Source organism: Amycolatopsis sp. NPDC089917 (genome assembly GCF_040684635.1).
GTDB lineage: Bacteria > Actinomycetota > Actinomycetes > Mycobacteriales > Pseudonocardiaceae > Amycolatopsis.
In genome coordinates this window covers 38,812-65,092 of record NZ_JBFBGL010000029.1, presented here as the reverse complement: position 1 = coordinate 65,092, position 26,281 = coordinate 38,812, and the positions used below count along the sequence as shown (strand labels likewise).

Sequence of the window (26,281 nt, the reverse complement as noted above, 5' to 3'; positions counted from 1 at the left end):
GGGAATCTCCTCGCTGGAGGGAAACGACGGTGCGCCCGTGACCCTGTGTCGACGGTGACACACCGGTTGGTGAACGAGTTTCATCGCGGCCGGAGCCGCCCACCATCGCGTCGGCCCATCGGCCGCGGCTATGCCCTCCCCGCCGGGCGGGCGTGTCATGATGTCCGCGAACTCGATCGGCAAAGCGAACGAATCGCCCGTCCGGTCGTACGGTTTGACGAACGACACGGTGTGACGAACGACAGGGGAGAAGCGGTGGAGGACGAGACGCCCTCGATCCGGGACATGCTGGCGGTCAACCTGCGCGCGGCCAGGGCGGCGCGGGGGATCTCGCTGTCCGAGCTGTCGCGGCGGTCCGGCATCGGCAAGGCGACGCTGTCCCAACTGGAGTCCGGCGGCGGCAATCCGACCATCGAGACCGTGTTCAGCCTGTCCAGGGTGCTGGAGGTGGCGATCTCCGACCTGCTCGACCACCGGGCGGGCGGCGCGCTCACCGTGGTGCGCGGCGCCGACGTCGAGGTGCTCAGCGGCGAGGGGGTCGATCTCCGGCCGCTGCGGCGGATCGAGACCGGTGAAGGCGTCTTCGAGGTGTACGACCAGGTGGTGCGCGGCGACGCGCCACAGCGTTCTCAGGGACACGTCGGGGTCGAGCACACCGTCGTGCAGTCCGGCTCGCTGCGGGTCGAGGTGGCGGGCAGGACCGTCGACGTCGGCCCGGGGGATTACGTCGCCTTCGACGCCCGCGAGCCGCATTGCTACACCGCTCCGGATGGGCCGGTGCACTCGGTCCTGCTGCTGCAGTACCGCGCCGACGAACGGCTCGACGGCAGGCCGCATCCGGTCCTGAAGGGCTGACGGCGCCCGGGGTGCCCGGGGTATTGACACCCCTCCAGGGTGGAACCTACTCTCCGATCGTTCGCTTTACCGAACGCTGGAGGGTCGATGAACCGAACGCGTGTGGTCGTGCTCGGCGCCGGCATCGTCGGCGCCGCGTGTGCCCGCGAGCTGAGCCGGGCGGGCTTCGACGTCGTGGTCGTCGATCGCGGACGGCCCGCCGGGGGCACCACCTCGCACGGTGAGGGCAACATCCTCGTCTCCGACAAGGGGCCCGGCGCCGAACTCGAACTCGCGAAGCTGTCGACCGGGCTGTGGCCCCGGATCGTCGCCGAGATCGCCGACGAGGACGCGCGTGCCGCCGTCGCGATCGAGTACGACCCCAAGGGCGGCATCGTCGTGGCCACCACGGACGACGGCGCCCGAGCCCTCACCGCGTTCGCCGCGTCGCAACGCGGTGTTCGCGCGGAACCGTTGTCCGCCACAGAACTCGCCGACGCGGAACCCGCGCTGACCCGCGAGGTGACCGCCGCGTTCCACTATCCGGAGGACGCCCAGGTCCAGCCCGCGGGCGCGGCGCTGGCCCTGCTGGGATCCGCGTTGCGCCACGGTGCCCGGCTGCGGTCCGGCACCGAGGTCGCCGGCGCGACCGTCCACAAGGGACGAATCACCGGTGTCCGCGTGCCCGGCGAGGTCATCGAGGCCGACGTCGTCGTCAACGCGGCGGGCCCCTGGGCCGGTCAGGTGTCGGCGCTGCTCGGCGCCCCGATCGCGATCCGCCCCCGCCGGGGCGAGGTGCTGGTGACCGCGCCGATGCCCGGCGTCATCCGGCACAAGGTCTACGACGCCGATTACGTCGGCGCGGTCGGCGCCGATTCGGGCGAGCTCCAGACCTCCGCGGTCGTCGAGTCGACCTGGGGCGGCACCGTGCTGATCGGCTCGTCCCGCCGCCGGGTGGAGTTCGACGACGCGATCCGCCCGGACGTGCTGAGCGCCATCGCGGTCAAGGCGCTGCGGTTGTTCCCGGCGCTCGCCGACGTCGCAGTGATGCGGGCGTATGGCGGTTTCCGTCCTTACGTCGACGACCATCTCCCGGTGCTCGGCGAAGACCCGCGGCTGGCGAACCTCTGGCACGCCACCGGGCACGAAGGCGCCGGCATCGGGCTGAGCGTCGGCACCGCGCGGTTGCTGCGCGAGCTGCTCACCGGGACGGCACCCGCCATGCCGGTCGACGAGTTCGCGGCCGCCCGCCCGGCGGTGCTCGCGGAGGTGGCCGCATGAGCGACCGGCCGATCCGGATCACCGTCGACGGCGAGACCCTGACCGGGATCGCGGGCCAGAGCGTGGCGGGCGTGCTGCTCGCCGCCGGACGTATCTCTTGGCGCACCACGCGTTCCGGCGCGCCACGCGGGGTGTTCTGCGGGATCGGCGCGTGCTTCGACTGCGTGCTCACGGTCAACGACGTGCCGGACGTCCGCGCGTGCCGCCGTCGGGCGGCCGACGGCGACGAGATCCGCACCCAGACCCGGGAGGAGAACACGTGAGCAGGCAGGTGGTGATCGTCGGCGCGGGGCCCGCCGGGCTCGCGGCCGTCGAACACGCGTTGCGGGCCAGTGCCCGGGTCACGGTGCTGGACCAGGCGGAGTCGCCCGGCGGCCAGTACCACCGCATGCCGCTGGACGGCTACGCGGCACGGCAGGGCGGATCGGAGTTCGACCGGCGGCGCCGCCTGCTCGCCCATCCCCGGTGCCAGTGGTGGCCCGGGTCGACAGTCTGGGCGTTCGACCGGGTGGAGCGCCGGGTGCACGTGCTGCGAGGACAGTCCGACGGCGGTGGAAGGCGACGCCTTTCCCTGGTGCCCGACGCGCTGATCCTGGCGACCGGCGCGCACGACCGCACCCTGCCGTTCCCCGGCTGGGAACTGCCCGGCGTGTACACCGCGGGCGCGGCGCAAGCGCTGGCGAAGGGGGAGCGGGTCGCGGTCGGCGAGCGGGTCCTCGTCGCCGGGGCCGGTCCGTTCCTGCTGCCGGTCGCGGAATCGGTGCTGGGGGTCGGGGCCCAGGTGGTCGCTGTCCTCGAGGCGAACCCGTTCGCGACCGTCCGAAAAGGATGGTCGTCCCGTCCGTGGCGGCCGGCGGCCCACGCCGGCAAGGCGAGCGAGCTGGCGCGTTACGCCGTGACGCTGGCCCGTCATCGCGTCCCGTATCACCTGGGCCGGACCGTGATCGAAGCACGCGGAGCCGGCCGCGTCCGCGAGGTCGTGACCGCGAAGCTCCGCGCGGACTGGTCGGTCGTCCCCGGCACCGAGCGGGTGTACGAGGTCGACGCGGTCTGCGTCGGGCACGGGTTCGTCCCGCAGCCGGAACTCGCCGTCGCCGCGGGCTGCGTCCTGGACGGCGGTTTCGTGCGGGTCGACGGCGCGCAACGGACCACGGTGGACGGTGTCTTCGCGGCGGGCGAGATCACCGGGATCGGTGGCGCGATGACCGCCGCGGCCGAAGGGGCGGTGGCGGGCTGTGTCGCCGCCGGGGGAGAGCCCGCTCCGGCGTTGATCCGTGCGCGCGACCGCGCCCTCACCTTCGCCGAACGCCTCGCGACGGCCCACCCGATCGGCCCGGCCTGGCGAACCTGGCTGCGCGAAGACACGATCGTCTGCCGGTGCGAGGAAACCACCTACGGCGAACTGACACGTGCGGCCGAAGACCCGGCTTGTCCCGGCTCGCACGCCCTGAAACTCGGCACTCGGGCCGGCCTCGGCCCGTGCCAGGGCCGGATGTGCGGCCCGGCCGTGTCCGAACTTCGCGGTGGCGCCGAACGGCACCACCGCCCCGTCGCCCAGCCGATCCGGCTCGGCGAACTCGCCGCCCGACCCGAAGGAGACCCTGAATGAGCACACCCGACCTCGGTGGCGTCGTCGTCGCGACCGCCCTCCCGTACCGGGCGGACGACTCGGCGCCCGCCGGGCTGGCCGTGGACCACGACGCCTACGCCGCGCACTGCCGGTGGCTGATCGACAACGGCTGCCGGGGCGTCGGCCCGAACGGCTCCCTCGGCGAGTACTCCTCGCTGACCGACGAGGAACGCCGCCGCGTCGCCCGCACCGCGATCGAGACGGTCGGCGAGGACGGGATCGTCGTCGTCGGTGTGCACGGCCCCGGATCGCACCAGGCCAGGCACTGGGCGGAAGTCGCGGCCGAGGACGGCGCCGACGGTCTGCTGTGCCTGCCGCCCACGATGTACCGCGCGAACCGCGGCGAAGTGCTCGCGCATTTCGAGGCGGTGGCGTCGGTCGGCCTGCCGGTGATGGTCTACAACAACCCCATCGACACCAAGGTCGACCTCACCCCGGCCCTGCTGGCCGAGATCGCGCAGATCGACAACGTGGTCGCGGTCAAGGAGTTCTCCGGCGACGTCCGGCGGGTGCTGGAGATCCGCGAGCAGGCGCCGGGCCTCGACGTGATCAGCGGCGCCGACGACGTCGTGCTGGAAAGCCTGCTGATGGGCGCGACCGGCTGGTTCGCCGGGTTCCCCAACGTGTTCCCTGCCGAGTCGGTGCGCCTGTTCGACCTGGCGAGGGCCGGCAAGCTCGACGAGGCCAGGGCGCTGTACGAACCGCTGGTGGCCGCGTTCCGCTGGGACTCGCGCACCGAGTTCGTCCAGGCGATCAAGCTCGGGATGGACCTCGTCGGCCGCTACGGCGGGCCGTGCCGTCCGCCCCGGGGGCCGCTGACCGGCGAGCACCACGAGCGGGTCACCGCCGACATGCGCCGCGCGCTCGCCTCGCTGGGGGTGGAGTAGTGCGGTCGATCCGGTCGATCACCGCCGTCGACTCGCACACCGAAGGCATGCCGACCCGGGTGGTGACCGGCGGGGTCGGCGTCATCCCGGGCGACACCATGGCCGAACGCCGCCGCTACTTCATGGAGAACCTGGACCACCTGCGGCGGTTCCTGATGAACGAGCCGCGCGGCCACTCCGCGATGAGCGGCGCGATCCTGCAGCCGCCGACGCGGCCGGACGCCGACTGGGGCGTGGTCTACATCGAGGTGTCCGGCTGCCTGCCGATGTGCGGGCACGGCACGATCGGCGTGGCGACCGTGCTGGTGGAGACCGGCATGGTCGAGGTGACCGAACCGAAGACCGTGGTGCGCCTCGACACCCCGGCCGGGCTCGTGCACGCCGAGGTCGACGTCCGGGACGGGCGCGCGGAACGCGTCAAGCTCCGCAACGTCGCGTCGTTCCTCGCCGAACGCGACGCCGTCGTCGAGGTGCCCGGGCTCGGCGAGGTGCGCTACGACCTGGCCTACGGCGGCAACTTCTACGCCATCCTCGAACTGTCCCGAGTGGACATCCCGTTCGACCGGGCGGAGAAGGACCGGATCCTCGCCGCCGGACTGGACATCATGGCGGCGATCAATGACCAGCGCCCGCCGAAACATCCGGCCGACCCGCTGATCGGCGGCTGCAAGCACGTCCAGTTCCTCGCCCCGGGGTCGGACGCCCGCGCGTCGCGGAACGCGATGGCGATCCACCCGGGCTGGTTCGACCGGTCGCCGTGCGGCACCGGCACCTCGGCCCGGATGGCCCAGCTGCACGCCCGCGGCGAGCTGCCGCTGCACACGCCGTTCGAGAACAGCTCGTTCATCGGCACCACGTTCACCGGCGAACTGGTCGCCGAGACCACCGTCGGCGGTGTCCCCGCCGTGGTCCCCGAGTTCTCCGGACGCGCGTGGATCACCGGCAACGCCACCTATCTGCTGGACCCGGACGATCCGTTCCCCGTGGGGTTCGTCCTCTGACGGGCTGAAGGGGATTTCCCCGCGTGTCACGCGGGGAAATCCCCTTCAGCCCTCCGTCCCCACTCGCTGACCCGGTCCGCCCCGCGCGGACCGGAAGGGATTTGTCATGCCCGAATCAACGACGATCCGGCCTCAAGCCAAGCTCTTCTCCCGGTCCGGGCTCTTCCGCCGGAAATCCTTCGAAGGCCCCGAAGACGCCGGACCCGGCGGTCTGCCCCGGACGATGGGGCTGTGGCAGCTGGTCTCGCTCAGCCTCGGCGGCCTGGTCGGCGCCGGTGTCTTCTCGCTGGCGGGCGTGGTCGCGAACCAGCAGGCCGGACCCGGCGTGATGATCTCGTTCCTGATCGCGATCGTCGCCAGTTCGGCGGCGGCCCTGTGCTACGCGGAGTTCGCCGGGCTCATCCCGCGCGCCGGATCCGCGTACACGTACTCGTACGCGGCGCTCGGGGAGATCGCGGGCTGGCTGATCGGCTGGGATCTGCTGCTGGAGTACACCGCGATCGTCGCCGTGGTCGCGATCGCGGTGTCCGGCTACCTGTCCTACGTCGTCGAGCAGGTCGGCCTCGACCTGCCGTCCTGGATGCTCGGGGCGCCGGGAACCGGGCCGGGACATCGCGTGGACCTGTTCGCCGCGTTGCTGTGCCTGCTGCTGGCTTTCGTCCTTTCGCGGGGCAGCAAGCAGTCCGCGCGGTTCGAGACGGCGCTGGTGGTGATCAAATTGGCCATCGTGGCCCTGGTCGTGGTCGCCGGCGCGTTCCACATCTCGGCGGGGAACTTCACCCCGTTCCTGCCGTACGGTCTCGGCGGTGCGGTCGCGGGCGCGGCGACGACGTTCTTCGCGGTGTACGGCTACGACGCGATGACGGCAGCCGCGGAGGAGAGCGTCGAGGCGAAACGGTTGCTGCCCAAAGCGATCATCGTCTCGCTCGCCATCGCGGCGGTGATCTACCTGCTGGTGTCCATCGTGCTGGTGGGCATGCAGCGCTACGACCAGATCGACACGCACAGCCCGTTCTCCAGCGCGCTGGCCGCGGTCGGCCTCGCCGGGCTGGGCACGGTCGTCGCTGTCGGCGGCATCCTCGGGATCACGACGTCGGCGTTCGCGAACATGCTGGCGGTGTCCCGGATCTGGTTCGCGATGAGCCGCGACGGCCTGCTGCCGCGCTATTTCGCCCGCACCCACCCGCGCCGCCGGGTGCCGACGCGGGTGATCTGGCCGGTCGGGATCGGCTCGGCGTTCATCGCCGGTTTCCTGCCGATCAAGGAGGCCGCCGACCTGACGAACATCGGGATCCTCGCCGCGTTCGTCGTCGTGTCGATCGCCGTGATCGTGCTGCGGCGCACCCGGCCGGATCTGCCGCGGTCGTTCCGCACCCCGTGGGTCCCGGTCGTGCCGCTGGTGGGGGTGGCGTTCGCGGTGTGGCTGATCGCGAACCTGGACGCGTTGACCTGGCTGAGGTTCGCGGCCTGGATGGTGCTCGGCTTGGTGGTGTACGCCCTGTTCGGATTCCGGAACTCGGCGGAGAACCCGGATCGGGAGGAAGCATGAAGGAGATGGCGAAGGCCGCGGAGATCGCGGGCGAATGGGCCTCGACGTCCCCGGAGACGCGGGCGGGAGTGATCACGGGCGTGGCCGACGCGCTCGACGCGGCAGGGCCGTTCCTGATCGAGATCGCCGACGCGGAAACCCGGCTGGGGACCGAACGGCTGACGGGCGAGCTGGCGCGGACGACGTTCCAGCTGCGGCGGCTCGCGGCCGAAAGCGGTTTGAGCTACGACGTCCGGATCGACCGCGCCGATCCGTCGTGGCCGCCCGGTCCCCGGCCGGATCTGCGCCGGTATCGCACCGCCGTCGGCCCGGTCCTGGTGTTCGCCGCGAGCAACTTCCCGTTCGCGTTCAGCGTCGCGGGCGGGGACACCGCTTCGGCGTGGGCGGCCGGATGCCCTGTGGTGGTCAAGGCGCACCCCGGGCATCCGGAGCTTTCCCGCCGGACGGCGTCGGTCATCGAAGAGGCCCTGGGGTCGTGGAGCGCGATTCTCGGCCTTGTGGAAGGGGAAGCCGCCGGTGTGGAGGCGTTGCGTCATCCGGCGATCGCCGCCGCGGCGTTCACCGGATCGGTGGCGGGCGGGCTCGCGCTGGCGCGGATCGCGGCCGACCGGCCGGTCCCGATCCCGTTCCACGGCGAGCTGGGCAGCGTCAACCCGGTGATCGTCCTGCCCGGCGCCGCCGAGGCGAACGCCGGGGAGCTGGCCGCGGGCTACGCCGGTTCGCTGACGTTGGGCAACGGCCAGTTCTGCACGAACCCCGGTCTGGTGTTCGCGCCGTCCTCGGGCCCCTTCGCGGACCTTGTCGCGGAACGGCTGCGCGAGATCCCGGCCGCGCCGTTCCTGAACGACCGTATCGAGTCCGGGTTCGAAGCCGGTGCGGACCGGCTGGCCTCGGTTCCCGGCGTGCGCGAGGTCGTCCGAGGTGCCGGGGCGCGATTGTTCGAGATCGATCTGGAGGATTTCGTGCCTGAAGTCGCGGAGGAGTGTTTCGGCCCGCTGGGCGTCGTCGTGCGGTATTCACGGCTCCCGGACGTCCTGCCGGTGCTTTCCGCGTTGCCCGGTCAGCTCACGACGACGGTGCACGCTCTTCCCGAGGAGGCGGCCGACGTCGAGGCTCTGCGCCCGGTGCTGGCCGACCGCAGCGGGCGGATCCTGTGGGGCGGCTGGCCGACCGGGGTCGCGGTGACCGCCGCGATGCAGCACGGCGGCCCGTTCCCGGCGACGACCTCACCGGCGACGACGTCGGTCGGGACGGCGGCGGTGGAACGGTTCCTGCGGCCGGTGTCCTATCAGGACTGGCCGTCGCACCTGCTGCCGGAACCGCTGCGGGACGACAACCCGTGGGGCGTCCCGCAGCGCTTCTCCTGACCGAAACGCGTCAGGCGGAGACCACGGTCCCGTCCTGGACGATGTGCCGGAACTTCCCGGGCTCGGCCAGGACGCCGAGGTCCTCCAGCGGATCCCGGTCCACGACGAGCAGGTCCGCGTGCGCGCCGGGGGCCAGGGTGCCGATCTCGCCGGTCAGGTTCAGCAGGTCCGCCGCCGTCGACGTCGCGGAGCGGATCACCTCCAGCGGGGACTGGACCTCGCCGCGCAGCCGGAACTCGTGGTTCTGGTGCCGGTGCATCCCGCCGAGGAGATCGGTGCCGTACACCAGCTTCACCCCGCCCTTGGCGGCCCGTTCGAGCGCGGCCATGCCCGCCCCGAGGACCTCGTCGACCTTGCGCCAGCTGGACTCCGGCAGCCCGTGCTCGCGCCCTTCCTCCTTCAGCGCCCAGTACGTGACCAGGGTGGGCACGAGGTACGCGTCGTGCCGGAGGAACAGCTCGACACTGAGGTCGTCGATCAGGTTGCCGTGTTCGATCGACCGCACGCCCAGTTCCAGCGCCCGGTTCACCGCGCGGGCGGTGTAGGCGTGCGCGGCGACGTACCGGTTGGCCGACTCCGCCTCCTCGACGATCGCGCGCAGTTCTTCGGCCGAGTACTGCGTCGAGTCGATCCGGTCGGTGGGGGAGGCGACGCCGCCCGAAGCCATCACCTTGATGTGGTGCGCGCCCTTGCGGAGTTCGTCGCGTGCCGCCGCCCGGACCGCGTCGACGCCGTCGGCGACCCGGCCGAGGCCCGCGCAGCACGGATGGTCCTCGCTGACGTTGGCGCCGCGGGTGCGGCTGTCGCCGTGCCCGCCGGTCTGGCTGAGCGCGCGTCCGCAGAACAGCAGGCGCGGGCCGCGGAACAGGCCCTCGGCCTGCGCGTCGGCGAGGCCGTAGTCGGCGCCGGAGGCGTCCCGGACCGTGGTGAAGCCCCGGTCCAGCATCCGGCTCATGGTGCGGGCGCTGTGCGCGGTCACGTAGGACGGCGACGACGCGGGGAGCGACCCCAGATCCGCGGTCGACGCGGTCACGTGCACGTGAGCGTCGACGAGACCGGGCAGCACGAACCCGCCACGCAGATCTTCGGTCCGCGCGTCGCCCGCGTCGAGACCGGGGCCGGTCTCGACGATCCGGCCGTCGGCGCACCGGAGGTCTCCCTCGGTGTACTCGCCCGTGAGCGGGTCGAGCAGGCGGGCGTTGCGCAGCAGCAGCGATCCGGTCATCGGGTTTCCTCCAGGAGCTCGCGAAGTGCCGGGACCGCCAACGGTGCCAGAGAACGGGCCGCGGCGACGGAATCGTCGTCGTAGCTGCCCTCGGCGTCGAGGATGTTGAGCACGCCGAGCGTGCGGCCGTCGTCCACCACCGGCACGTTGATCACCGCGCCGCAACCGAGCCTGTCGATGAGCTCGTGGTCGGCGAAGATCTCCCGCACGGCCGCGCTGTCCGGGCCGAAATACGGCTCCTGCCCGGTGACGCACCGCTCCAGCCAGCCCGCCGCCACCTCGACGGTCTTCTCGCCGCCGACCGGGTATTCCGCCGGGTGGCTGCTGTGCACCCGGCGCAGCGCTCGCCGTTCGGGCACCCACGCCAGCACGGTGAACAGCCGTACGCCGATGGTGGCCCGGGTCTTGTCCTCCACAGTGGACAGTGACACGGTCACTTCGTCATCTCCCTCGCGGTCTCCACGGGCTTGCCGTGTTCGGTCAGTTCTTCCAGGGAACGGCCGGCGGTGGACAGGCCGAACACGACCACGCACACCACCCCGGCCGCCAGGACTGCGGTGGTCAGGCCGAAGACGCCGGCGAACCCGAGGCTCGCCGCCGACAGGCCGATGATCGTCGGGGCCAGGATGCTGCCGACGCGGCCGAACGCGCTGGACAGCCCGGTCCCGCTGGCGCGGATCCAGGTCGGGAACACCTCGGGCGTGTAGGAGTACACGCCGGCGTAGGTGCCGTTGAGGAAGAACGACAGCACCGCCCCGGCGAGCGTGATCGACCACGGCGCGTCCATCTGGCTCAGCCAGAACGCGCTCACCGCGGAGCCCGCGAGGTAGAGCGCGATGGTGTGCTTGCGGTCGAGCCGTTCCGAAAGCCAGGCGGCGGAGAAGTACCCGGGGATCTGCGCCAGGTAGATGATGATGGAGAACTCGAAGCTCTTGGTCACGGTGATCCCGCGTTCGACGAGCAGCGTCGGGATCCAGGAGAAGAAGCCGTAGTAGGAGAACGTGATCACGAACCAGACGGTCCAGATCACCGCGGTGCGCCGTGCCATCGCCGGGCTCCACAGGAACTTCAGCGCGCTGAAGAGGTTGACCTTGGGGGTTTCCTTGGCGGGCTGGGCGTCGGCTTCGGCGACGGGCGGAAGTTCCTGCCCGGTCGCCTTCTCGACGTCCCGCTCCAGTTTCGCGACGATCTTCTCGGCCTCGGCGTCACGCCCGTTCGCGACCAGGAACCTGGGTGATTCGGGCAGGGACCGGCGCCACCACAGCAGCATGACGATCGGCAGCGCGGTGATCAGCTGGGCGACCCGCCAGCCTTCGGGCACCGTCGGGACGATGAACCGCCCGATGAGCGCGGCCATGACGAATCCGAACGAGAAGAACCCGGCGAGCGCGCCGACGAACCAGCCGCGCCGTTTGGCGGGGACGAACTCCGACAGGAACGGCGCGATGATCGCGCTTTCGGCGCCCGCGCCCGCCCCGGCCAGCACCCGGGCGCCCAGGAAGATCTCGTAGTCGGGGGAGAAGGCGGCGAGGACGGAGAACACCGCGTAGAAGGCCAGCGCGTACATCATGACCTTCTTGCGGCCGATGCGGTCGCCCAGCAGGCCGGCGGCGATCGCGCCGAAGAGGAAGCCGAACGGCGTCGCCGAACCGATCAGCCCGAGCTGCCCGTTGTCGAGGCCCCAGGCCGCTTTCGCACTCGGCAGGAGGAAGGCGACCACGGCGGAGTCCATGCCGTCGAAGGTGTAACCGAGCCCTCCGATGAGCAGGAGCTGGTAGTGGGGACGGCTGAGCGGGAGCCGGTCCAGTCGTGCCAGAAGCGTCATGGGGAACGCCTTCCGTGGTTCGGGCGACGAGGAGTGCGGACAACGTATACTGCGTTTCGACAAAACTGCAATGGTTGTTGCAAGTGGTCCGCCGGGCACGATGCGTTACCGTGACGCGGTCGAGGGAGGGCGTGCGTGACAGAGACGGGAATCGACGACGGATTCGAGGCGTGGCTTCGGGATCGGACGCCGGAACGCGGCCTGCGGCCGAAGTCGGCCGCCGTGCTCGAAGTGCTGGTCTCGCAACCGCGCCGGGCGTCGTTCGGCTCGACGGCCGAGCTCGCCCAGCTCGCCGGGGTCAACGTCGCCACGGTCACCCGCACCGCGCAGGCGCTGGGTTTCGCCGGATGGCCCGCGCTGCAACAGGAATTACGGGCGCGGTACATGTCCTCGCTGAGCGCGCCGCAGGTGGCCGAGGAACACCGGGACGTCGACTCGCCCGGATCGGCGTCGCTGCGCCGCGACCTCGACAGCCTCGCGTTGCTCAACCGGCGGTTCGCCGAGGACGAGATCCGCAACGTCGCGCAGGCCGTCGCCGCGGCGCGCCGCACGCTCGTCATCGCCGACGGCAGTTACGCCGCCGTCGGGATCGCGTTCGCGCACAACGCCCGGCTCGCCGGTTACGACGTCCACGCGGTCACCGCCGGGGACGCCGAACTCGCCAACGCCACGGCGAAACTCTCCTCCGAAGACGTGCTCATCGCGATCAGTTTCTGGCGGCTGTACGAAAGCACCGTGCTCGCGGCGAACGAGGCCAAGGCCAGGGGAGCCCGCGCCTTCGCCATCACCGACGCCGCCAGCCCCGCGCTGGCGGGCGCGGTCGAGCAGGTGCTGATGGTGCCCGCCGAGGGCGTGACCTTCTTCCCGTCGCTGACCGCGGGCATGAGCCTGGTCCAGGCCATCGTCGCGCAGCTCGCCGCCGTCGATCCGGTCCGCACCGGTGAGTCCATCGAGGCGGCCGAGGCCATGTGGTCACGGTTCGATCTGCTGCACCGCCGTCCCGGGTCGGCCGAACGGCCGGTGCCGAAAAGGCCGACCGGTCGAGGCGTCTCCGCCGGATGACCGATCCGCCGGCCCCGGCCTGCGGGCGATCCTGGTTCCAGGCCGCCGGAACAGACGGCACGGGGACGAGGAGGCAGACATGACGATCTTCGAGACTTTGGGCGCTTACGCCGGGCTCGCGCTGCTGGCACTGATGGCGGTGACCCCGCTGCTGGTCGAACTCGACCAGCGCTTCCCGGTCACCCGTCAGGCGAAGGCGGCCAAAGCGGCCGAACGGGAACGCCGGATGCCCGCCGGACTCGCCTCGGCGTGACGCAGAGCACAGATCGGCGCGCGGGGCTACCTCACGTGAGTGATTCCGAACCTGTCAAGTCGTAACTTTGTGTCGCGTTATGGAACGCTGAGTGACGTGACCGTGGACCTCTGCATCAACGCCCAACCCGCCGACGCCTTCGCCGAATTCCGGAGGAACGTCGACGACTTGACCCAGGCGTACATCGACGCCTGCCGTCAGGGCCGTGCACCGGGCGATGCCACTCTCGACCTTCTGCAACGGGTTCACCGCGAAGACCGGAACTGGGTCGTCGTCCATCTGACCTTCGCCATCGCCGCGCTCGCGCATCAGCGAGCCCTCGCCCAGGCGGACGCCGTCACTCGCCCAGGTGGCGTAACGGGTGCTCCGGAGCGTCCGTTGTTAGCTTCCGCGAGTGACTGATCCGACCATCTCCGCGGTCATCGCGGTGTTCGCGGGCTTCGTGCTCGCGGGCCTTCTGGCCGTCCCGTATGTCGCCGCGAGCTACCGGCGGCGCGGCGAACTCGGGTTCTGGCGGGTTCTGCTGGTCTTCGGTTTCCTGATCTACGTCATGTCCTTGTGGACGTACACGTTGCTGCCGATCCCCGAGACGACGGCGTCGTGGTGCGCCGAGCACGCGTCCAGTCACCTGCAACCGCGCCCGTTCCAGTTCGTCGCCGACATCCACCGCGAGCAGACCGGCGCCGGCCTCCGGGCGTTCCTGCGCAATCCCGCCGTCCAGCAGGCGGTCTTCAACATCGCCCTGTTCGTGCCGCTCGGCATGTTCGTGCGGCACCTCTTCCGCCGGGGTTTCCTCGCCACCGTCGCCCTCGGTTTCGCGGTCTCGCTGTTCATCGAAACCACTCAGCTCACCGGGGTCTGGTTCCTGTTCGAATGCCCGTACCGGCTGGCCGACGTCGACGACCTGCTGATGAACACCCTCGGCGCCGCCGTCGGTTTCGGGCTCGCTCCCTTGTTGCGGCTGCTGCCGGGCAACGAACCCTCCGCGCCGCCGGGGACGCCGCGGCCGGTCACCGCGCGCCGCCGTCTGCTCGGGATGGCCGTCGACGTCGTCTCGGTCGTCCTGCTCGGCACCACCGCAGGGATCGTGACGACGTTGCTGGCGGGCGAACCGAACACCGTCGTCACCGCGCTGATCGGCACCCTGATTCCCGCGCTGCTCCTCCTGTTCGCGATCCCGCTCGCGGGCAACGGCGCCAGCTTCGGCCAGCGGGTCGTGCTGCTGCGCCCCGCCGGGCCGGACGGCGGGAAACCCGCCCTGTGGCGGATGATCGTGCGGTTCCTGACCGGTTCCGGCGGCTACTTCACCCTGCTCACCCTGGCGTCCGCGGTGAACGGCGGCTTCGAGCCGCTGGCGAACCTGCTGTTCTTCGTCAGCGGCATCCTCGCGATCAGGCCTCAAGGGCATCAAGGACTCTCCGGTCTCCTCGCCGGACTGCGGATGGTCGACGCGCGGGTGATCGACGGCTCGGAGGAGTCACCCGCCACCGTCGACGTGCACGGCGGTGCCGGGTAGTCCCGGTAACAGGATCCGCACGACCTGGTTGGGCCGCCGCCCGCGCGCCAGGGTCGTTGACGACAAGCGACAGGGAGGAAACACAATGCGCTTACGTCAACGTCTGGTCCTGCCGGTGCTGCTCGCCACGGTCGTCGCCGGGATCGGGACCGCGCCCGCCGAGGCCGGGGGAGCGTCGGTGGAGGTCACCGCGCCGTCCCTCTATCCGGAAGGGGTCGCCTGGGATCCGGGCAGACAGACCGCCCTGGTGGGCTCCGTCCGGTTCGGCACGGTCGCGGTGGTCCAGCGCGACCGGACCGTCCGGACCCTGGTGAGCGACCCCGGCATGGTGTCGGTCTTCGGTATCGCCGTCGACGCGGCCCGCGGCCGGATCCTGGTCACCTACGGCGATCTCGGGCTCGGGGAACGGTCCACACCGTCGACGGTGAACCACCAGTCCGGGCTCGGGATCTTCGATCTGCGCACGGGCAAGCGGATCGCGCTGGTCGACCTGGCCGTCGGTGGAGGCGAGCACGCCGCCAACGACGTCGCCGTCGATCCGCGCGGGAACGCTTATGTCACCGACACCGTCGGCGACGCGCTGTTCCGCGTCGACCCGCGGGGCCGGATCACCGCACGCGTCACCAGCCCGGAATTCGCCAGCGAGGGGTTCGGGCTCAACGGCATCGTCTGGCATCCGGACGGCTATCTGCTCACCGTCCTGTACGCCTCGGGCTGGCTGTTCAAAGTGGACATGGACTCGGGGAAGATCGGCGCCGTCGCGCTGGAGCGCCCGCTGATCGGAGGGGACGGGCTCGTCCTGCGCCGTGACGGCTCGCTCGTCTCGGTCACCAACGACCTCGGCACACCGGGCCTGAAGGCGGTCCGTGTGCTGACTTCCGCCGATCACTGGCGCAGCGCGGGCGAGCGGCGGATCGTCACCCCGTGGCCGGACGGGAAACCGACCACCGCGGCGGAGACCCCGGCCGGACTGGTGGTGCTGACCGGCCACCTCGACGCGCTGCTCGCCGGTGACACGTCGGTGCGGGAGTTCGCGCTGCGCCGCTTCTGACGCCGACCACCCGATCGGGTCGATCCTGCCGATCGCGCGAGTCATTACCCCTGGCAGCGGGCTCGGGCCGGAACACTCCGCGCGGTGAACGTGGAGTCGATGGACGACGTGGCCGACTGCCTGCTCTCGGTGGCCTGGAACATCTTCCCGTTGATGGGGAAACCTCCCGCGAGCCCGGGCAACCGGACGGAGGAGATCCGGACGCTCCTCGTCGACGCGTGTCACGACGCCGGGATGCGGGCCCGCGAATGGGCGGCGCACGGGCCGGGGACCGAAGAGGACCGCGTTCCCTTCCTGCGGCTCGCGGAGGTCGGGACGGACGCGAATCTGTTCCTGGGGATGGTTTCCGGCACGCTGGTCGCCGATCAGGAGCGGATCCGCCGCCGGTGGGCGGAGATCGAGGCGCTGGTCCGCGAAGCGGGCGAGCTCGCCGGATGGATCAGGGGGCGGCCGAGGGATCGGCCGCCCCTCCCGGCGGGGTGATCAGTCCTTTTCGAGCTTCAGGTCGAGGCGGTTGAGCACCTCCTTGACGGGCTGGAAGAAGGTCGTGCCGCCCGTGCGGCAGTTACCGGAGCCACCCGAGGTCATGCCCTGCGCCTGCACCAGTTTCGTGCCGGAACCCGACGAGGGGCGGCTGACGAACGAGCCGCCGGAGTCACCCGGTTCGGCGCAGGCGTCGGTCTGGGTCAGGCCCCGGACGACGTTCCCGTTGCCGTAGTTCACCGTCTGGTCCAGCGCTTCGACCCGCCCGCACTGCCAGTGCGTGGTGATCCCGGACCGGCAGATCCGCCCGCCGACACCGACGACGTCCGCGCCTTCGATCCGCACGTCGGTCCCGTCTTCGTACCGGTCGACCCGGGGCGGGGTCGAGACGTCGGAATGGGTCACCCTGACCGTGCCGTAGTCGTTGCCGGGGAAGGACGACTCCGCGACCTTGCCGATCGTGCCGTCGACACCCTGTACGGTGCCGCCGAGTTCGGTGCAGTGGCCGGCGGTGATCACATAACGGTCGTCATCGTCGTAGGCGTTGAACCCGACCGAACAGGCGCCGCCGCTGAAGTAGAGACCCTGCCCGCCGACCACGCTCCACAACGGACGCGGCGCGCTCGTCACCTGCTCGACCCGGACCGGGACCCCGGCGTTCTCCGCCCACGCCCGGCCGGCGGCGTCGCCGCCCACCACGCTGACGACGACGTCGTTGGCCGCGACGTCGACGTACCACCCGGCGACGGAGGCGGGAAGACCCGCGGTTCTGCCGTCCAATGTGGACTGGAACCTCCTCAGTTCGGCCGTACTGTGCCGCATCACCTTCGGGATCGCGCCCGCCGCGCGGATCTCGGCCGCGCGGCCCGCGTCCGTGGTGCCGACGACGAACCTCCCGTTCGTGTCCAGCCAGGATCCGGCGAACGCCGCGCCGAGCGCGGTGTCGAGTTTCTGCTGCGCGGCGGCCAGCGTGGCCGGACCCGCAGCTTCGTTCAGCGCCGAGGTCGCCGCCGACGCCGGGGTCGCGAAGGTGGCGACGGTCGCCGCGGCTCCGATCAGGACGGTCATGGTGCGCAGAGGACGTCGTAACACGAAAACCTCCAGGTATCGCGGAATTCGGTGCGGGGTGAGTGGATCGGGAATCGACGTTACGACAGCGCGGTCCCGTGCGAATGCCGCCATTTGAGTTGCGATCACAATTCCCCTTTCCGGCGCAAAGGAACGGGGAATTCCGGAGACCGCTCACTCTTGTGAGTGGAGCGTGCCCGATTTACCGTCCCCGATGTGTCGCCGGGTTCACGACAATGCGCGACGGAGGCGTGGCATTCGGGAAAAGGCCTGTTCCGCGTTGATCACCTGATTGTGTGCGGCGGAACCCGTTTGCCCGCTTTGATGACGAACGGGTCTCGGTGCGTCGGTCCGGGTTTCACCAGCAGGAAACGAGTCCGGTCGCGAAGAGCAGGCCGACCGTGAAAGCGGGCGGGGCCAGCAGGGCGACGGTCCCGCCCGCGACCGCCTTGGCCCAAGCGGGGAAGCGGGACGCCCCGGCGGTGTGCGCGGCCAGCAGGCGCAGCCGGATCTCGGTGTCGCCACCGGCCATGCCGAGCGCGCGGCGCGGCTCGTCCGCGGCGTGGATGGACAGCAGGGCCGAGCGCACGGTCTCGGATCCGTGCCGGGTGGCGGCGGCGCGGTCGGCGGCCAGTTCGGCGAGCAGCCGGATCGCGCCAGGAAGCTCGCGCATGAGCGGGACGAACCGCAGCGTGCGGCCGAGGACGTCGGCCGAGGCGGTCAGCAGGTGATGTCTGCCCCGGAGATGCGCCTTCTCGTGCGCGAGCACGGCGTTCAGCTCGCGATGCGAGAGGCGCGCGGCCAGCCCTTCGCTGGCGACGATCAGGCCGTCCCGGCCGCCGAGGCTGTAGGCGATCGGACGGTCGTCGGGCAGCCACAGCATCGGCCCCGACCGGGCGCCGGAGAGCCGGAGTACGTCGAGATGACGCCGGTGCAGCCGGGCGCTGCGTTTCCGGCGCCGTGCCGAAGCCACGGCCAGCCGAGCCGCCGCGATCACGAGGGCCGCACCGGCGAACGTGCCGACGACCGGGTCGAGGCCCGGAAGATCGCTGTGGCCGACCGCGGCCCAGCAGTCGTGGAGGACCCGCGTGATGGCCGTGGCCGGACCGTGGTCCGGCAGCACGAGGAGCAGGAAGGCGCCCAGGGTGCCGGCGAGGACGCCGAGCGCGGTCAGCAGCCACCACGCGAGCGCCGTGCCCGGGCTGATCCCGCCCGCGGTGAGCCTGCCGAGCACCCGGGGCGAGAACCAGCCGATCAGCACGACGCCGGACAGGAGCACTCCTGCCAGGATCATCGCTTGCCGGGCTTCCGCCGCAGTGCCCGCCGCAGGATGTCCGACTCCTCTTCGGTGACCGAGCGCGCGAAATGCAGCAGCACCGACTCGCGGTCGTCCGAGGCGTCGAGGAGTTCGCGCAGGCTTTGCGCGGTGGCTTCTTCACGGGTCGCCACGGCGCGGTAGTAGTAGGCGCGGTTCCGCATCTCGCGCACGACCCATTCCTTGCGGTGGAGGTTGTCCAGCACCGTCATCACCGTGGTGTAGGCGAGATCGCGGTGCTGGTTGATCGCCTCGAGAACCTGGCGCACCCGCAGGGGTTCCGTCGAATTCCAGAGCACGTCCATCACCGACGCCTCGAGTTCGCCCAGTCGTTGCATGACACCTCCACGGTGCAGGGTACCGGCCGGGAGGTGGCCACCCGACGCTGAGCCGGGGCCCCCGCGCTACTAGAGCCTTTAGTACTAGGCCTGATGGGAGAACGAGTCGATCTTTGCTACGGTGGGAACCGTGAGTGTCTCTCCGGCTACTCTTCGTCGACTCCTGGTGGCTTTGCTGCTGCTGGTGGTCGTGGCGGGAACGCAGGCCGGCGGCTGCCTGGACGGGCACGGCGAGGCAGCCGTCGAGGCCGGTTCCCACGACTCGTCGTGTCCGCCGAGCGGCGGGCATCTGCACCCCCGGCCGCTGTCCGCGGTCGCGGTGCGAAGCGACGACTCGCCGTCCATCCCGGACTCGGTGCCGCCGCCCGCCCCGGGCCGCGTCTTCCCGGGCCCGATCCAGGAAAGCCCGCGTCCGCTCGCGTCGCCCCGGAGCGGACCCCGGATACTCGCCGAGCTGTGCGTCTCCCGGACGTGACCGAACCCGCGCCGCCCCGGTCATTTCCGTATCGCACAGGAAGACGAAAACCCCGATGAACGCTGTCCTGCCTCATTTCGCGCCGTCCCGGCTCTTGAGTACGGCGGCGCGCTGCGTGAATCCGGCGCTGGCCGTCGGCAACACGCCCGTGCTGTGGATCGACGAGCGCCTCACCGGTTCCGGCAAGGGTTTCTGGGCCAAACTGGAGGGCTTCAACCCCGGTGGCATGAAGGACCGCCCCGCGTTGCACATGGTGGGCGAGGCCAAAGCCCGCGGAGACCTCGCCGACGGCGCGACGATCGTCGAGTCGACCAGCGGCACCCTCGGACTCGGGCTGGCGCTGGCCGGGATCGTGCACGGGCATCCGGTCACCCTGGTCACCGATCCGGGCATGGAGCCGATCGTGCGGCGGATGCTCACCGCGCACGGCACCCGCGTCGATCTCGTCACCGAGCCGCATCCGGCGGGCGGCTGGCAGCAGGCGCGCCGGGACCGGGTCCGGCGGGTGCTCGAAGAGAAGCCCGGCGCCTGGTGCCCCGACCAGTACCACAACCCGGACAACGTGGCCGCGTACTCGGGCCTGGCCGACGAACTGGCCGCGCAACTGGGCCGGATCGACGTCCTGGTGTGCTCGGTCGGCACCGGCGGGCATTCGGCCGGGACCTTCCGCGCGCTGCGGCGGTATTTCCCGCATCTGCGCCTGATCGGGGTCGACACCGTCGGGTCGACGATCTTCGGGCAGCCCGCCACCTCGCGGCTGATGCGCGGGCTCGGATCGAGCATCCACCCCCGCAACGTCGACTACGACGCTTTCGAGGAAGTCCACTGGGTCGCCCCGGCCGAAGCCGTGTGGACCTGCCGGCGGCTCGCCGCCGCCCAGTACGCGACCGGTGGCTGGAGCGTCGGCGCGGTCGCCCTCGTCGCGGCCTGGCTGGCCCGCACGCACGACCCGGACGTGCGGATCGCCGCGATCTTCCCGGACGGCCCGCAGCGCTACTTCGACACCGTCTACAACGACGAGTACTGCGCGGGACACGGCCTGCTCGACGTCGCCCCGCCCCGGGAACCGGACGTCATCGGGCATCCCGGCGAACGCGTGGTGGAACGCTGGACCCGCTGCCGCACCGTCGTGGATCCCGCGCTGTGACCGGGTTCTCCGGACGCTTCCGGTCCTTCGACCGGCCGAGCAAAGTCCTGATGGTCAACCAGTTCACCATCAACGTCGGCTTCTACATGCTGATGCCATACCTCGCCGGATACCTTTCCGGCCCGCTCGGACTGGCGGGCTGGGCCGTCGGACTGGTGCTGGGCATCCGCAACTTCTCGCAACAGGGCCTGTTCCTGGTCGGGGGCACGCTCGCCGACCGGTTCGGGTACAAACCGCTGATCGTCGCCGGATGCGTGCTGCGGACGGCGGGTTTCGCGTTGTTGAGCGTGACGTCCTCGCTGCCGTCGCTGATCGTCGCCTCGGCGGCCACCGGATTCGCCGGAGCCCTGTTCAATCCGGCGGTCCGCGCTTATCTGGCGGCGGACGCGGGGGAGCGGCGGCTGGAAGCGTTCTCCGTGTTCAACGTGTTCTACCAGGGCGGGATCCTCGCCGGCCCGGTCGTCGGGCTGGTGCTGACGGCCGTCGACTTCCGGCTGACCTGCCTGGTCGCGGCCGCGGTCTTCGGCGTCCTGACCGTGGTCCAGATACGCGCGCTGCCCGCACACGAAAGCGAACGGGAACGCTCATCGGTCTGGTCGGACTGGCGGATCGTGGCGGCGAACCGTCCCTTCCTGCTCTTCGCGCTGGTCATGATCGGCTCGTACGTGCTGTCCTTCCAGACCTACCTGGCCCTGCCGATGGAGGCCCGGCGGATCACCGGCTCGGAGACGTCGGCCACCGTGCTCATCGCCGGGCTGTTCGTGATCTCGGGCGGCCTCGCGATCGCCGGGCAGCTCAAGATCACCGCGTGGTTCAAGGACCGGTGGCCGCCCGGCACCTGCCTGGCGGCAGGCATGGTGTTCATGGCCGTCGCGTTCGTCGCGCCGCTGACGGTCGCCCGGGCGGGACCGGTCGTCGCCGGCGCCGGGCTGCTCGTCTCCGCCGCGTCGCTGGCCGTCGGCACGGTCGTGGTGTTCCCGTTCGAAATGGACACCGTCGTCCGGCTGTCGGGTGACCGGCTGGTCGCCACGCATTACGGCTTCTACAACACGATCGTCGGGGTCGGCATCCTGCTCGGGAATCTCTTCACCGGCACCGTGTTCGACCTCGCGCGCCGGGCGGGCTGGCCCGAAGTCCCCTGGCTCGCCTTGACGGTGATCGGCGTCGTGTGCGCGGCCGGGTTGCGTGGTCTCGAGCGGAGCAGGCGCCTGGTCACGGTGTAGCACCGTCGCGAAGGCCACCGGAAGCCGGTGGCCTTCGCGACGGGGTCAGACGAGGGTCTTCCAATAGCTCCAGAACGCTTGCAGGACCGCGGCGGCGATGACGGCGTACCAGACCACGAGCACCACACTGTGATAGCGGAGCACCGTCCGTCCACTGTGGAGGTTGCGCAGCGTCGTGTACCAGAAGACGGCGATGGTGACCGCCCAGACGACCATGCAGTACGGGCAGAGCGCGCCGATGACGTACAGGCTCTGGAGCATCAGCCAGTGCACGAACAGCACACCGAGCGCCGAACCCGTCTGCAGGCCCAGCCAGTACCAGCGGGGCAGCCGCGCGCCGCTCAGCACCGCGACGCCGGTCGTCAGGACCACGGTGAACCCGACGATCCCCAGCAACGGATTGGGGAAGCCGAACAGCTCCGCCTGCGGCGTCTTCATGATCGACCCACAGCTGAGGACCGGATTGATGCTGCAGGTGGGGATGTAGGAGAAGTCCTTGAGCAGCTTGATCTTCTCGACGGTGAGCACCAGCGCCGCCACCAGGCCGATCGCGCCGCCGATCAGCAGCACCCACGGCGTCACGCGGACCGCGAACGGCGCGCGTTCCTCCGTCACTTCGCCAGTTCCCGGTCGACGGCGGCCTTGAGGGCCTCATACGACGGCGACCCCGAGAACTTGACGCCGTTGACGAAGAACGTCGGCGTGCCCTCGACGCCGATGTTCGCGCCGTCGGTGCGGTCGGCCAGCACGCGGCCGAGAGTGGCCGGATCGTCCAGGTCGACCTCGAAGGCGGCCGTGTCGAGCCCGAGTTGGCGAGCGAAGCCGACGAAGGTGTCGCGATGGGACACCTGCTGGTCGCCCCACTCCGGCTGCTTTTCGAACATCAGGCGGTACATCGGTTCGAGTTTGCCCTGTTTGCCCGCCGCCTCCACGGCGCGCGCGGCGAGCTCGGCGTTCTGGTGACTGGGGATGGGGAAGTAGCGCATCACGAAGGTGACTCGGTCCCCGTACTCGGCGCGAAGCCGCTCGACACCGGGGAACGCGGCGCCGCACGCTTCGCACTCCAGGTCGAGGAACTCCACGACGGTCACCTTGGCGCCGGCCGGATCGGACAGCCGATGACTGTCCGGCCGGATCAGGACGGACGCGGGCACCGCCGGGGGTGCGTCCGCTTGGGCCGGTGGGGTGTCTTCACCGAGCTTGGTGAAGACGAGCAACGCGGCCACCACCGCGACGACGACGGCTACGACCGTCAGGGAAACCTTGGCGTTCTTGGTCATTCTGCTGAGTCCTTGGCTCGGATCCGGGCAACTGAGGGCGGCATGGCACGACCGGTCCGCCTCGGGGGCGAACCGGTCACGACCGGGGGGCGCCGATCAGGTGCGGGAAACGCAGAGCTGGACGAGCGGAGGCGTTGTCGCCGGCCGCCTGGACAGCAGGGACGACGGCAGACCGGGTGGCAGGCCCGCGGTGCCGGGGTGACGCCGCCTGGCGAGCAGGAAGAGCGCGGCCAGCGCGAGACCGATCCCGAGGACGTCGTCGAGGTGGTTGTGCGGAGGTTCGGCAGGGAGGAGCGACGCGCCGTGATCACCCGCCGGGCTCGCCTGGGACGTCGCCGGTTCGCATTCGCCGGCCGCGGCATGGGTCTTTTCGGCGGCGAACAGGGGAGCGCAGGGTGATCCGGCCGCCGCGGCGCCGTCACTGCACAGCGCGCTCTGGATCAGGGCGACGATGGTCAGCGCGGCCAGCACGGCGAACAGCCGCGCGGCCGTCGTCGCAGTCCTTCCGCCGGGCACGGGCAGAAGAGTAAAGGCGGCTTTGTAAAGCCACGGCGAACTACGGCTCGTGAGGCGGCGGCGGGCGTTCGGCCAAGGTGGTCGTGGTGACCACGCTCACCGCATCGAGGGCAACCCAGCGTTTGCTTGGTGCTGCTCCGTTTCCCCTCAGCGCCGAGAGGAGCGCAGCATGTCCGTCAGCTTCGACATGGCCGGCCGGGTCGTCCTGGTCACCGGGGAGCGCGCGGTGTCGGGGACGGCATCGTCGAGACCTGCCTCGAAGCCCGTGCGATCCACGTCCTCGTGGTCCGAGACTTCCTGACCGTGCCGGACCGCGGCTGGGGCGGTACCTGGGAGGAGATCGAGCACAACTCGGTCCGCGAGATCGTGCCCGACGACCGGATCCGCTACGGCAGGCCCGACGAGATCGCCGGCGCGGTCGCGTAGGCGGCCGTCGTCATCGCGGACTGAGCACGACGACCGGGATCTCCCTTTCGGTCCACGCCTGGTACTTCGCGAAATCGGCGTACAGGTCGACCAGCAGCGGCCAGAGATCGCACCGCTCCTCTGCCGAGGCGACGTGCGCCGTGACGGCCACGTCGCGTCGGCCTTTGAGATGGACCCGCGTCTCGGGACACGCGATCAGATTGAAATGCCACTGCGGGTTCCGGGGCAGTCCGCCCTGCGAAGCCACGATGACGAGATCTTCGTTGTGGCGCAAGTATAACAGGGGAGTGGTGAACAGGCGGCCGGACTTGCGTCCCCGGTGTTCCAGCAACAGCGTCGGGACGGGTTTGCGGAAGCCCGCGCCGACGCGCCATCGGGCGCCGACGCGGCCGTTGGTCAGTGCGAAGATCTTCACCTGCGCCCTGGCCATGTACTTGATGGCCGCGGCGGTCACGGGCGAGTCCAGGCCGTCGGGGGTCTTCTCGGGCAGGCTGAAACGTCCCACCGTGAACTCCTGAGGTCAGCGTTCGCCGGGTGGCCCGGCGAGGACGGACGTCACGACGTCGACGAGATCGGCGACGACGTCGTCGAGTGGCCAAGCCCGGGGCGTGGAGTCCGGGCCGAGGAGCCGGCGGACACGCTCGATGTCGCCCAGCACGTTCAGGGTCACGTGCATGGCCTGGGTCAACCGGAAATCGAGCGTTCTTCGCGGAACGCCGGGGAACTCGCACTCCAGCAGCTCGACGAACTTCGCGTTGCGCTGGAGGAACGAGCCGGAAAGGACGCTCAGTCCTTTCTCGTCGGTGGCGAGCAGCTGCCCGACCAGGCGGATCCAATGCTCGCCGCCTGAGCCGAGCACCGCGACCACGGGCCGCACGAACGCGACTGCCAGTTCGCGCGAGGTGACGTCGTTGCCGGCCAGTTCCGCCAGCGCCGCGTTCCGTTCGCCGGCCACCTGGTCGAGACGGCTGCGCAGGACCGCTTCGAGCAATCCTTCCTTGGATCCGAAGTGGTAGTGGATCGCCGCCACGTTCGTCTCCGCCGCCTGCATCACCGTGCGCAGGGAAACCGCTCCGACACCCTGCTCGGCGAAAAGGCGCTCGGCGGCGGCGATGAGCCGCTGCGCGGTGCTGGTCACGGCAGCAGGCTATCACTTGATTCAATCAGGTGATAGAGCGTTTGTCGTAAGCCTCGCGGGCGGCATCGATCCGCGGCAGGTGCGTGAGGCTCCATTCGAGCAGCGGCGCGGTGGCCTCGCGCAGCGTCCGGCCCATCGTGGTGAGTTCGTAGCTGACGTGCGGCGGCATGACGTTGCGGACCGTGCGCGTCAGGATCCCGTCGCGTTCGAGGTCTCGCAGCGTCACGGTCAGCATGCGCTGGCTGATGCCGTCGATGGCCCGTTTGAGTTCGGTGAAGCGCCGGGGTCCGTCCTTGAGCATGCGCACGATCAACAGCGCCCATTTGTCCCCGACGATCCCGAGAACCTCACGCGCCTGGCACGGATCCTGCACGGTTACCTCCTGAGAACCGGGGCACCTGAAAGTGCCGTATTGCCCCGTCGGCCAGCGCGCGGACACGATGGTCACGGTTACCGAAGAGTACCGAGGCACGAGGAGGAACTGTCCGAGATGGCCACATTTCTGCTGGTACACGGCGCCTGGCACAGCGGGCGGAGCTGGGATCGAGTGGTCCCGGAACTGGAGTCGGCGGGGCATCGGGTGTTCGCGCCGTCGCTGACCGGCTACGGCGACAAGGCGCATCTGCTGAGCCGCGGGATCGGCCTCGGCACCCATGTCGACGACGTCGTCGCCCTGATCGAAGAAGAGCGTCTCGATGACGTCGTCCTCGTCGGGCACAGCTATGCCGGCATGGTCATTTCGGGCGTTTCGAACCGCGTCCCCGGGCGGATCGCGCATCTGGTGTTCCTCGACGCGATGGTCCCCGAAGACGGCGAAAGCGCTGTCGACGTCCTGCCGGTCACCAAGCGGCTCATCGACCTCGCCGTGGACGGCTGGCGGGTTCCTCCGCTGCCGGAGCAGCCGCCGCCACTGGGTCTGTTCGGAGTCACCGAACCGGGCGACGTCGCCTGGTTGCGCTCGATGCTGTCGGACCAGCCCGTGGGATGCCTCCAGGAACCGGTCCGGCTGGACGACCCGGCCGCGCGCGCCCTCCCGCGCACGCATATCCACTGTGTCGAGGGGAAACCGGAGGGCATCACGCGGCGCCCCGTCCCGGCGGGCGAGCGGACGCGGGAGTTGCCGACCGGCCACGACTGCATGATCACCATGCCCGCCGAACTCGCCACGCTGCTCGCCGAGACGGCTGCCGGCTGAGCCTCCGTTTCACCCGATGGCGGGCCAGCGCACCGCGCCGAGGTCGACGATCGGTGCCGCCACGCCTGTTGCCTCCTGCGAGCCGCCCACGGCGACGGCGCCGCCGAGCGGCAAGACCGAGAAGAACCTGCACAGCAAGAACTTCCCGCACCACGCGAATCCCTTCCGAGTGCGCCGCCCACCGGAGTATGGCGAA

Annotated in this window: 33 protein-coding genes; 19 read left to right on the top strand and 14 right to left on the bottom strand. The window is 70.6% G+C overall.

Annotated elements, in window-relative coordinates:
* Positions 1-255: 255 nt before the first annotated feature.
* From AB0N89_RS21865 to AB0N89_RS21830, 8 genes are all read left to right on the top strand, one after another.
* Complete coding sequence (locus tag AB0N89_RS21865; protein ID WP_364207232.1) at positions 256-855, top strand: XRE family transcriptional regulator; 600 nt, start codon at positions 256-258, stop codon at positions 853-855.
* An 87-nt stretch (positions 856-942) separates the two neighbouring features.
* Positions 943-2,115 carry an FAD-dependent oxidoreductase gene (locus tag AB0N89_RS21860; RefSeq protein ID WP_364207151.1) on the top strand — a complete coding sequence of 391 codons (1,173 nt, stop codon included), beginning with the start codon at positions 943-945 and terminating at the stop codon, positions 2,113-2,115.
* Positions 2,112-2,378 (top strand): (2Fe-2S)-binding protein, encoded by a 267-nt coding sequence (locus tag AB0N89_RS21855; protein WP_364207149.1) that lies wholly within the window; start codon positions 2,112-2,114, stop codon positions 2,376-2,378. Before AB0N89_RS21860 ends, AB0N89_RS21855 begins: the two co-directional genes overlap by 4 nt.
* Complete coding sequence (locus AB0N89_RS21850) at positions 2,375-3,724, top strand: FAD/NAD(P)-binding oxidoreductase (protein WP_364207147.1); 1,350 nt, start codon at positions 2,375-2,377, stop codon at positions 3,722-3,724. Before AB0N89_RS21855 ends, AB0N89_RS21850 begins: the two co-directional genes overlap by 4 nt.
* Positions 3,721-4,632 carry a dihydrodipicolinate synthase family protein gene (locus tag AB0N89_RS21845; protein WP_364207145.1) on the top strand — a complete coding sequence of 304 codons (912 nt, stop codon included), beginning with the start codon at positions 3,721-3,723 and terminating at the stop codon, positions 4,630-4,632. Before AB0N89_RS21850 ends, AB0N89_RS21845 begins: the two co-directional genes overlap by 4 nt.
* A complete protein-coding gene (locus AB0N89_RS21840) occupies positions 4,632-5,633 on the top strand; it encodes a proline racemase family protein (RefSeq protein WP_364207143.1) in 1,002 nt (333 codons plus the stop codon). The genes AB0N89_RS21845 and AB0N89_RS21840 overlap by 1 nt, the downstream gene beginning before the upstream one ends.
* Before the next feature lie 106 nt (positions 5,634-5,739).
* Positions 5,740-7,182 carry an amino acid permease gene (locus AB0N89_RS21835; protein WP_364207141.1) on the top strand — a complete coding sequence of 481 codons (1,443 nt, stop codon included), beginning with the start codon at positions 5,740-5,742 and terminating at the stop codon, positions 7,180-7,182.
* Positions 7,179-8,549 (top strand): aldehyde dehydrogenase (NADP(+)), encoded by a 1,371-nt coding sequence (locus AB0N89_RS21830; RefSeq protein WP_364207139.1) that lies wholly within the window; start codon positions 7,179-7,181, stop codon positions 8,547-8,549. Before AB0N89_RS21835 ends, AB0N89_RS21830 begins: the two co-directional genes overlap by 4 nt.
* A gap of 10 nt (positions 8,550-8,559) precedes the next feature.
* On the opposite strand, the gene AB0N89_RS21825 is transcribed toward AB0N89_RS21830, so the two are convergent.
* The 3 genes from AB0N89_RS21825 to AB0N89_RS21815 are packed head-to-tail and all read right to left on the bottom strand — an operon-like array spanning position 8,560 to position 11,599.
* Positions 8,560-9,774: an amidohydrolase family protein gene (locus AB0N89_RS21825; protein WP_364207137.1), complete on the bottom strand. Its 1,215-nt coding sequence runs from the start codon at positions 9,772-9,774 to the stop codon at positions 8,560-8,562.
* Positions 9,771-10,211, bottom strand: coding sequence for a GAF domain-containing protein (locus AB0N89_RS21820; RefSeq protein ID WP_364207135.1), 441 nt, complete (start codon positions 10,209-10,211; stop codon positions 9,771-9,773). The genes AB0N89_RS21825 and AB0N89_RS21820 overlap by 4 nt, the downstream gene beginning before the upstream one ends.
* Entirely contained in the window at positions 10,208-11,599 is a 1,392-nt protein-coding gene (locus AB0N89_RS21815) for an MFS transporter (protein ID WP_364207133.1), read from the bottom strand. The genes AB0N89_RS21820 and AB0N89_RS21815 overlap by 4 nt, the downstream gene beginning before the upstream one ends.
* A 135-nt stretch (positions 11,600-11,734) precedes the next feature.
* Here AB0N89_RS21815 and AB0N89_RS21810 point away from each other — a divergent pair, with 135 nt between their 5' ends.
* The 6 genes from AB0N89_RS21810 (at position 11,735) to AB0N89_RS21785 (ending at position 15,964) form a co-directional block, all read left to right on the top strand.
* A complete protein-coding gene (locus AB0N89_RS21810) occupies positions 11,735-12,661 on the top strand; it encodes a MurR/RpiR family transcriptional regulator (protein WP_364207131.1) in 927 nt (308 codons plus the stop codon).
* Positions 12,662-12,740: 79 nt separating this feature from the next.
* A complete protein-coding gene (locus AB0N89_RS21805) occupies positions 12,741-12,914 on the top strand; it encodes a hypothetical protein (RefSeq protein ID WP_364207130.1) in 174 nt (57 codons plus the stop codon).
* A gap of 96 nt (positions 12,915-13,010) precedes the next feature.
* A complete protein-coding gene (locus AB0N89_RS21800; protein WP_364207128.1) occupies positions 13,011-13,316 on the top strand; it encodes a hypothetical protein in 306 nt (101 codons plus the stop codon).
* Complete coding sequence (locus AB0N89_RS21795; RefSeq protein ID WP_364207126.1) at positions 13,309-14,430, top strand: VanZ family protein; 1,122 nt, start codon at positions 13,309-13,311, stop codon at positions 14,428-14,430. The genes AB0N89_RS21800 and AB0N89_RS21795 overlap by 8 nt, the downstream gene beginning before the upstream one ends.
* An 85-nt stretch (positions 14,431-14,515) precedes the next feature.
* Entirely contained in the window at positions 14,516-15,481 is a 966-nt protein-coding gene (locus AB0N89_RS21790) for an SMP-30/gluconolactonase/LRE family protein (protein ID WP_364207124.1), read from the top strand.
* A 99-nt stretch (positions 15,482-15,580) separates the two neighbouring features.
* Entirely contained in the window at positions 15,581-15,964 is a 384-nt protein-coding gene (locus tag AB0N89_RS21785) for a hypothetical protein (RefSeq protein WP_364207122.1), read from the top strand.
* Here the strand turns inward: AB0N89_RS21785 and AB0N89_RS21780 are convergent, their stop codons facing one another.
* From AB0N89_RS21780 to AB0N89_RS21770, 3 genes are all read right to left on the bottom strand, one after another.
* Positions 15,965-17,032, bottom strand: a complete 1,068-nt coding sequence (locus AB0N89_RS21780) for a S1 family peptidase (RefSeq protein ID WP_364207120.1) — start codon at positions 17,030-17,032, stop codon at positions 15,965-15,967.
* 358 nt (positions 17,033-17,390) lie between these two features.
* The gene (locus tag AB0N89_RS21775; protein ID WP_364207118.1) at positions 17,391-18,326 is read right to left on the bottom strand and encodes a M56 family metallopeptidase; all 936 of its coding nucleotides are present in this window, start codon (positions 18,324-18,326) and stop codon (positions 17,391-17,393) included.
* Positions 18,323-18,685, bottom strand: a complete 363-nt coding sequence (locus tag AB0N89_RS21770; protein WP_364207116.1) for a BlaI/MecI/CopY family transcriptional regulator — start codon at positions 18,683-18,685, stop codon at positions 18,323-18,325. Before AB0N89_RS21770 ends, AB0N89_RS21775 begins: the two co-directional genes overlap by 4 nt.
* A 166-nt stretch (positions 18,686-18,851) precedes the next feature.
* Between AB0N89_RS21770 and AB0N89_RS21765 the strand changes: the two genes are divergently transcribed.
* The 3 genes from AB0N89_RS21765 to AB0N89_RS21755 are packed head-to-tail and all read left to right on the top strand — an operon-like array spanning position 18,852 to position 21,530.
* The gene (locus AB0N89_RS21765) at positions 18,852-19,160 is read left to right on the top strand and encodes a hypothetical protein (protein ID WP_364207114.1); all 309 of its coding nucleotides are present in this window, start codon (positions 18,852-18,854) and stop codon (positions 19,158-19,160) included.
* 55 nt (positions 19,161-19,215) lie between these two features.
* On the top strand, positions 19,216-20,307 hold the full coding sequence (locus AB0N89_RS21760; RefSeq protein ID WP_364207112.1) for a PLP-dependent cysteine synthase family protein: 1,092 nt from the start codon (positions 19,216-19,218) through the stop codon (positions 20,305-20,307).
* A complete protein-coding gene (locus AB0N89_RS21755) occupies positions 20,304-21,530 on the top strand; it encodes an MFS transporter (RefSeq protein ID WP_364207110.1) in 1,227 nt (408 codons plus the stop codon). The genes AB0N89_RS21760 and AB0N89_RS21755 overlap by 4 nt, the downstream gene beginning before the upstream one ends.
* A gap of 45 nt (positions 21,531-21,575) precedes the next feature.
* Here AB0N89_RS21755 and AB0N89_RS21750 read toward each other — a convergent pair whose 3' ends face one another.
* The 4 genes from AB0N89_RS21750 to AB0N89_RS21735 all read right to left on the bottom strand — a co-directional run bounded on the left by AB0N89_RS21750 (position 21,576) and on the right by AB0N89_RS21735 (position 23,602).
* A complete protein-coding gene (locus AB0N89_RS21750; RefSeq protein ID WP_364207108.1) occupies positions 21,576-22,145 on the bottom strand; it encodes a vitamin K epoxide reductase family protein in 570 nt (189 codons plus the stop codon).
* Positions 22,142-22,810 carry a thioredoxin domain-containing protein gene (locus AB0N89_RS21745; protein WP_364207106.1) on the bottom strand — a complete coding sequence of 223 codons (669 nt, stop codon included), beginning with the start codon at positions 22,808-22,810 and terminating at the stop codon, positions 22,142-22,144. Before AB0N89_RS21745 ends, AB0N89_RS21750 begins: the two co-directional genes overlap by 4 nt.
* Before the next feature lie 96 nt (positions 22,811-22,906).
* Entirely contained in the window at positions 22,907-23,326 is a 420-nt protein-coding gene (locus tag AB0N89_RS21740) for a hypothetical protein (protein ID WP_364207104.1), read from the bottom strand.
* A 147-nt stretch (positions 23,327-23,473) separates the two neighbouring features.
* Positions 23,474-23,602 (bottom strand): hypothetical protein, encoded by a 129-nt coding sequence (locus tag AB0N89_RS21735; protein WP_364207102.1) that lies wholly within the window; start codon positions 23,600-23,602, stop codon positions 23,474-23,476.
* Between the two features lie 6 nt (positions 23,603-23,608).
* Between AB0N89_RS21735 and AB0N89_RS21730 the strand changes: the two genes are divergently transcribed.
* Positions 23,609-23,752, top strand: coding sequence for a hypothetical protein (locus AB0N89_RS21730; RefSeq protein WP_364207100.1), 144 nt, complete (start codon positions 23,609-23,611; stop codon positions 23,750-23,752).
* 10 nt (positions 23,753-23,762) lie between these two features.
* Here AB0N89_RS21730 and AB0N89_RS21725 read toward each other — a convergent pair whose 3' ends face one another.
* Genes AB0N89_RS21725 through AB0N89_RS21715 form a run of 3 tightly spaced genes read right to left on the bottom strand, consistent with a single transcriptional unit; the run spans position 23,763 to position 25,263 of the window.
* Positions 23,763-24,257 carry a nitroreductase family deazaflavin-dependent oxidoreductase gene (locus AB0N89_RS21725; protein ID WP_364207098.1) on the bottom strand — a complete coding sequence of 165 codons (495 nt, stop codon included), beginning with the start codon at positions 24,255-24,257 and terminating at the stop codon, positions 23,763-23,765.
* A 15-nt stretch (positions 24,258-24,272) separates the two neighbouring features.
* Positions 24,273-24,890: a TetR family transcriptional regulator gene (locus AB0N89_RS21720; RefSeq protein WP_364207096.1), complete on the bottom strand. Its 618-nt coding sequence runs from the start codon at positions 24,888-24,890 to the stop codon at positions 24,273-24,275.
* Between the two features lie 25 nt (positions 24,891-24,915).
* Positions 24,916-25,263, bottom strand: coding sequence for a helix-turn-helix domain-containing protein (locus AB0N89_RS21715; RefSeq protein ID WP_364207094.1), 348 nt, complete (start codon positions 25,261-25,263; stop codon positions 24,916-24,918).
* A 117-nt stretch (positions 25,264-25,380) separates the two neighbouring features.
* Between AB0N89_RS21715 and AB0N89_RS21710 the strand changes: the two genes are divergently transcribed.
* Positions 25,381-26,085, top strand: a complete 705-nt coding sequence (locus AB0N89_RS21710) for an alpha/beta fold hydrolase (protein WP_364207092.1) — start codon at positions 25,381-25,383, stop codon at positions 26,083-26,085.
* A gap of 9 nt (positions 26,086-26,094) precedes the next feature.
* On the opposite strand, the gene AB0N89_RS21705 is transcribed toward AB0N89_RS21710, so the two are convergent.
* Positions 26,095-26,223, bottom strand: coding sequence for a hypothetical protein (locus AB0N89_RS21705; RefSeq protein WP_364207090.1), 129 nt, complete (start codon positions 26,221-26,223; stop codon positions 26,095-26,097).
* Positions 26,224-26,281: the final 58 nt, after the last annotated feature.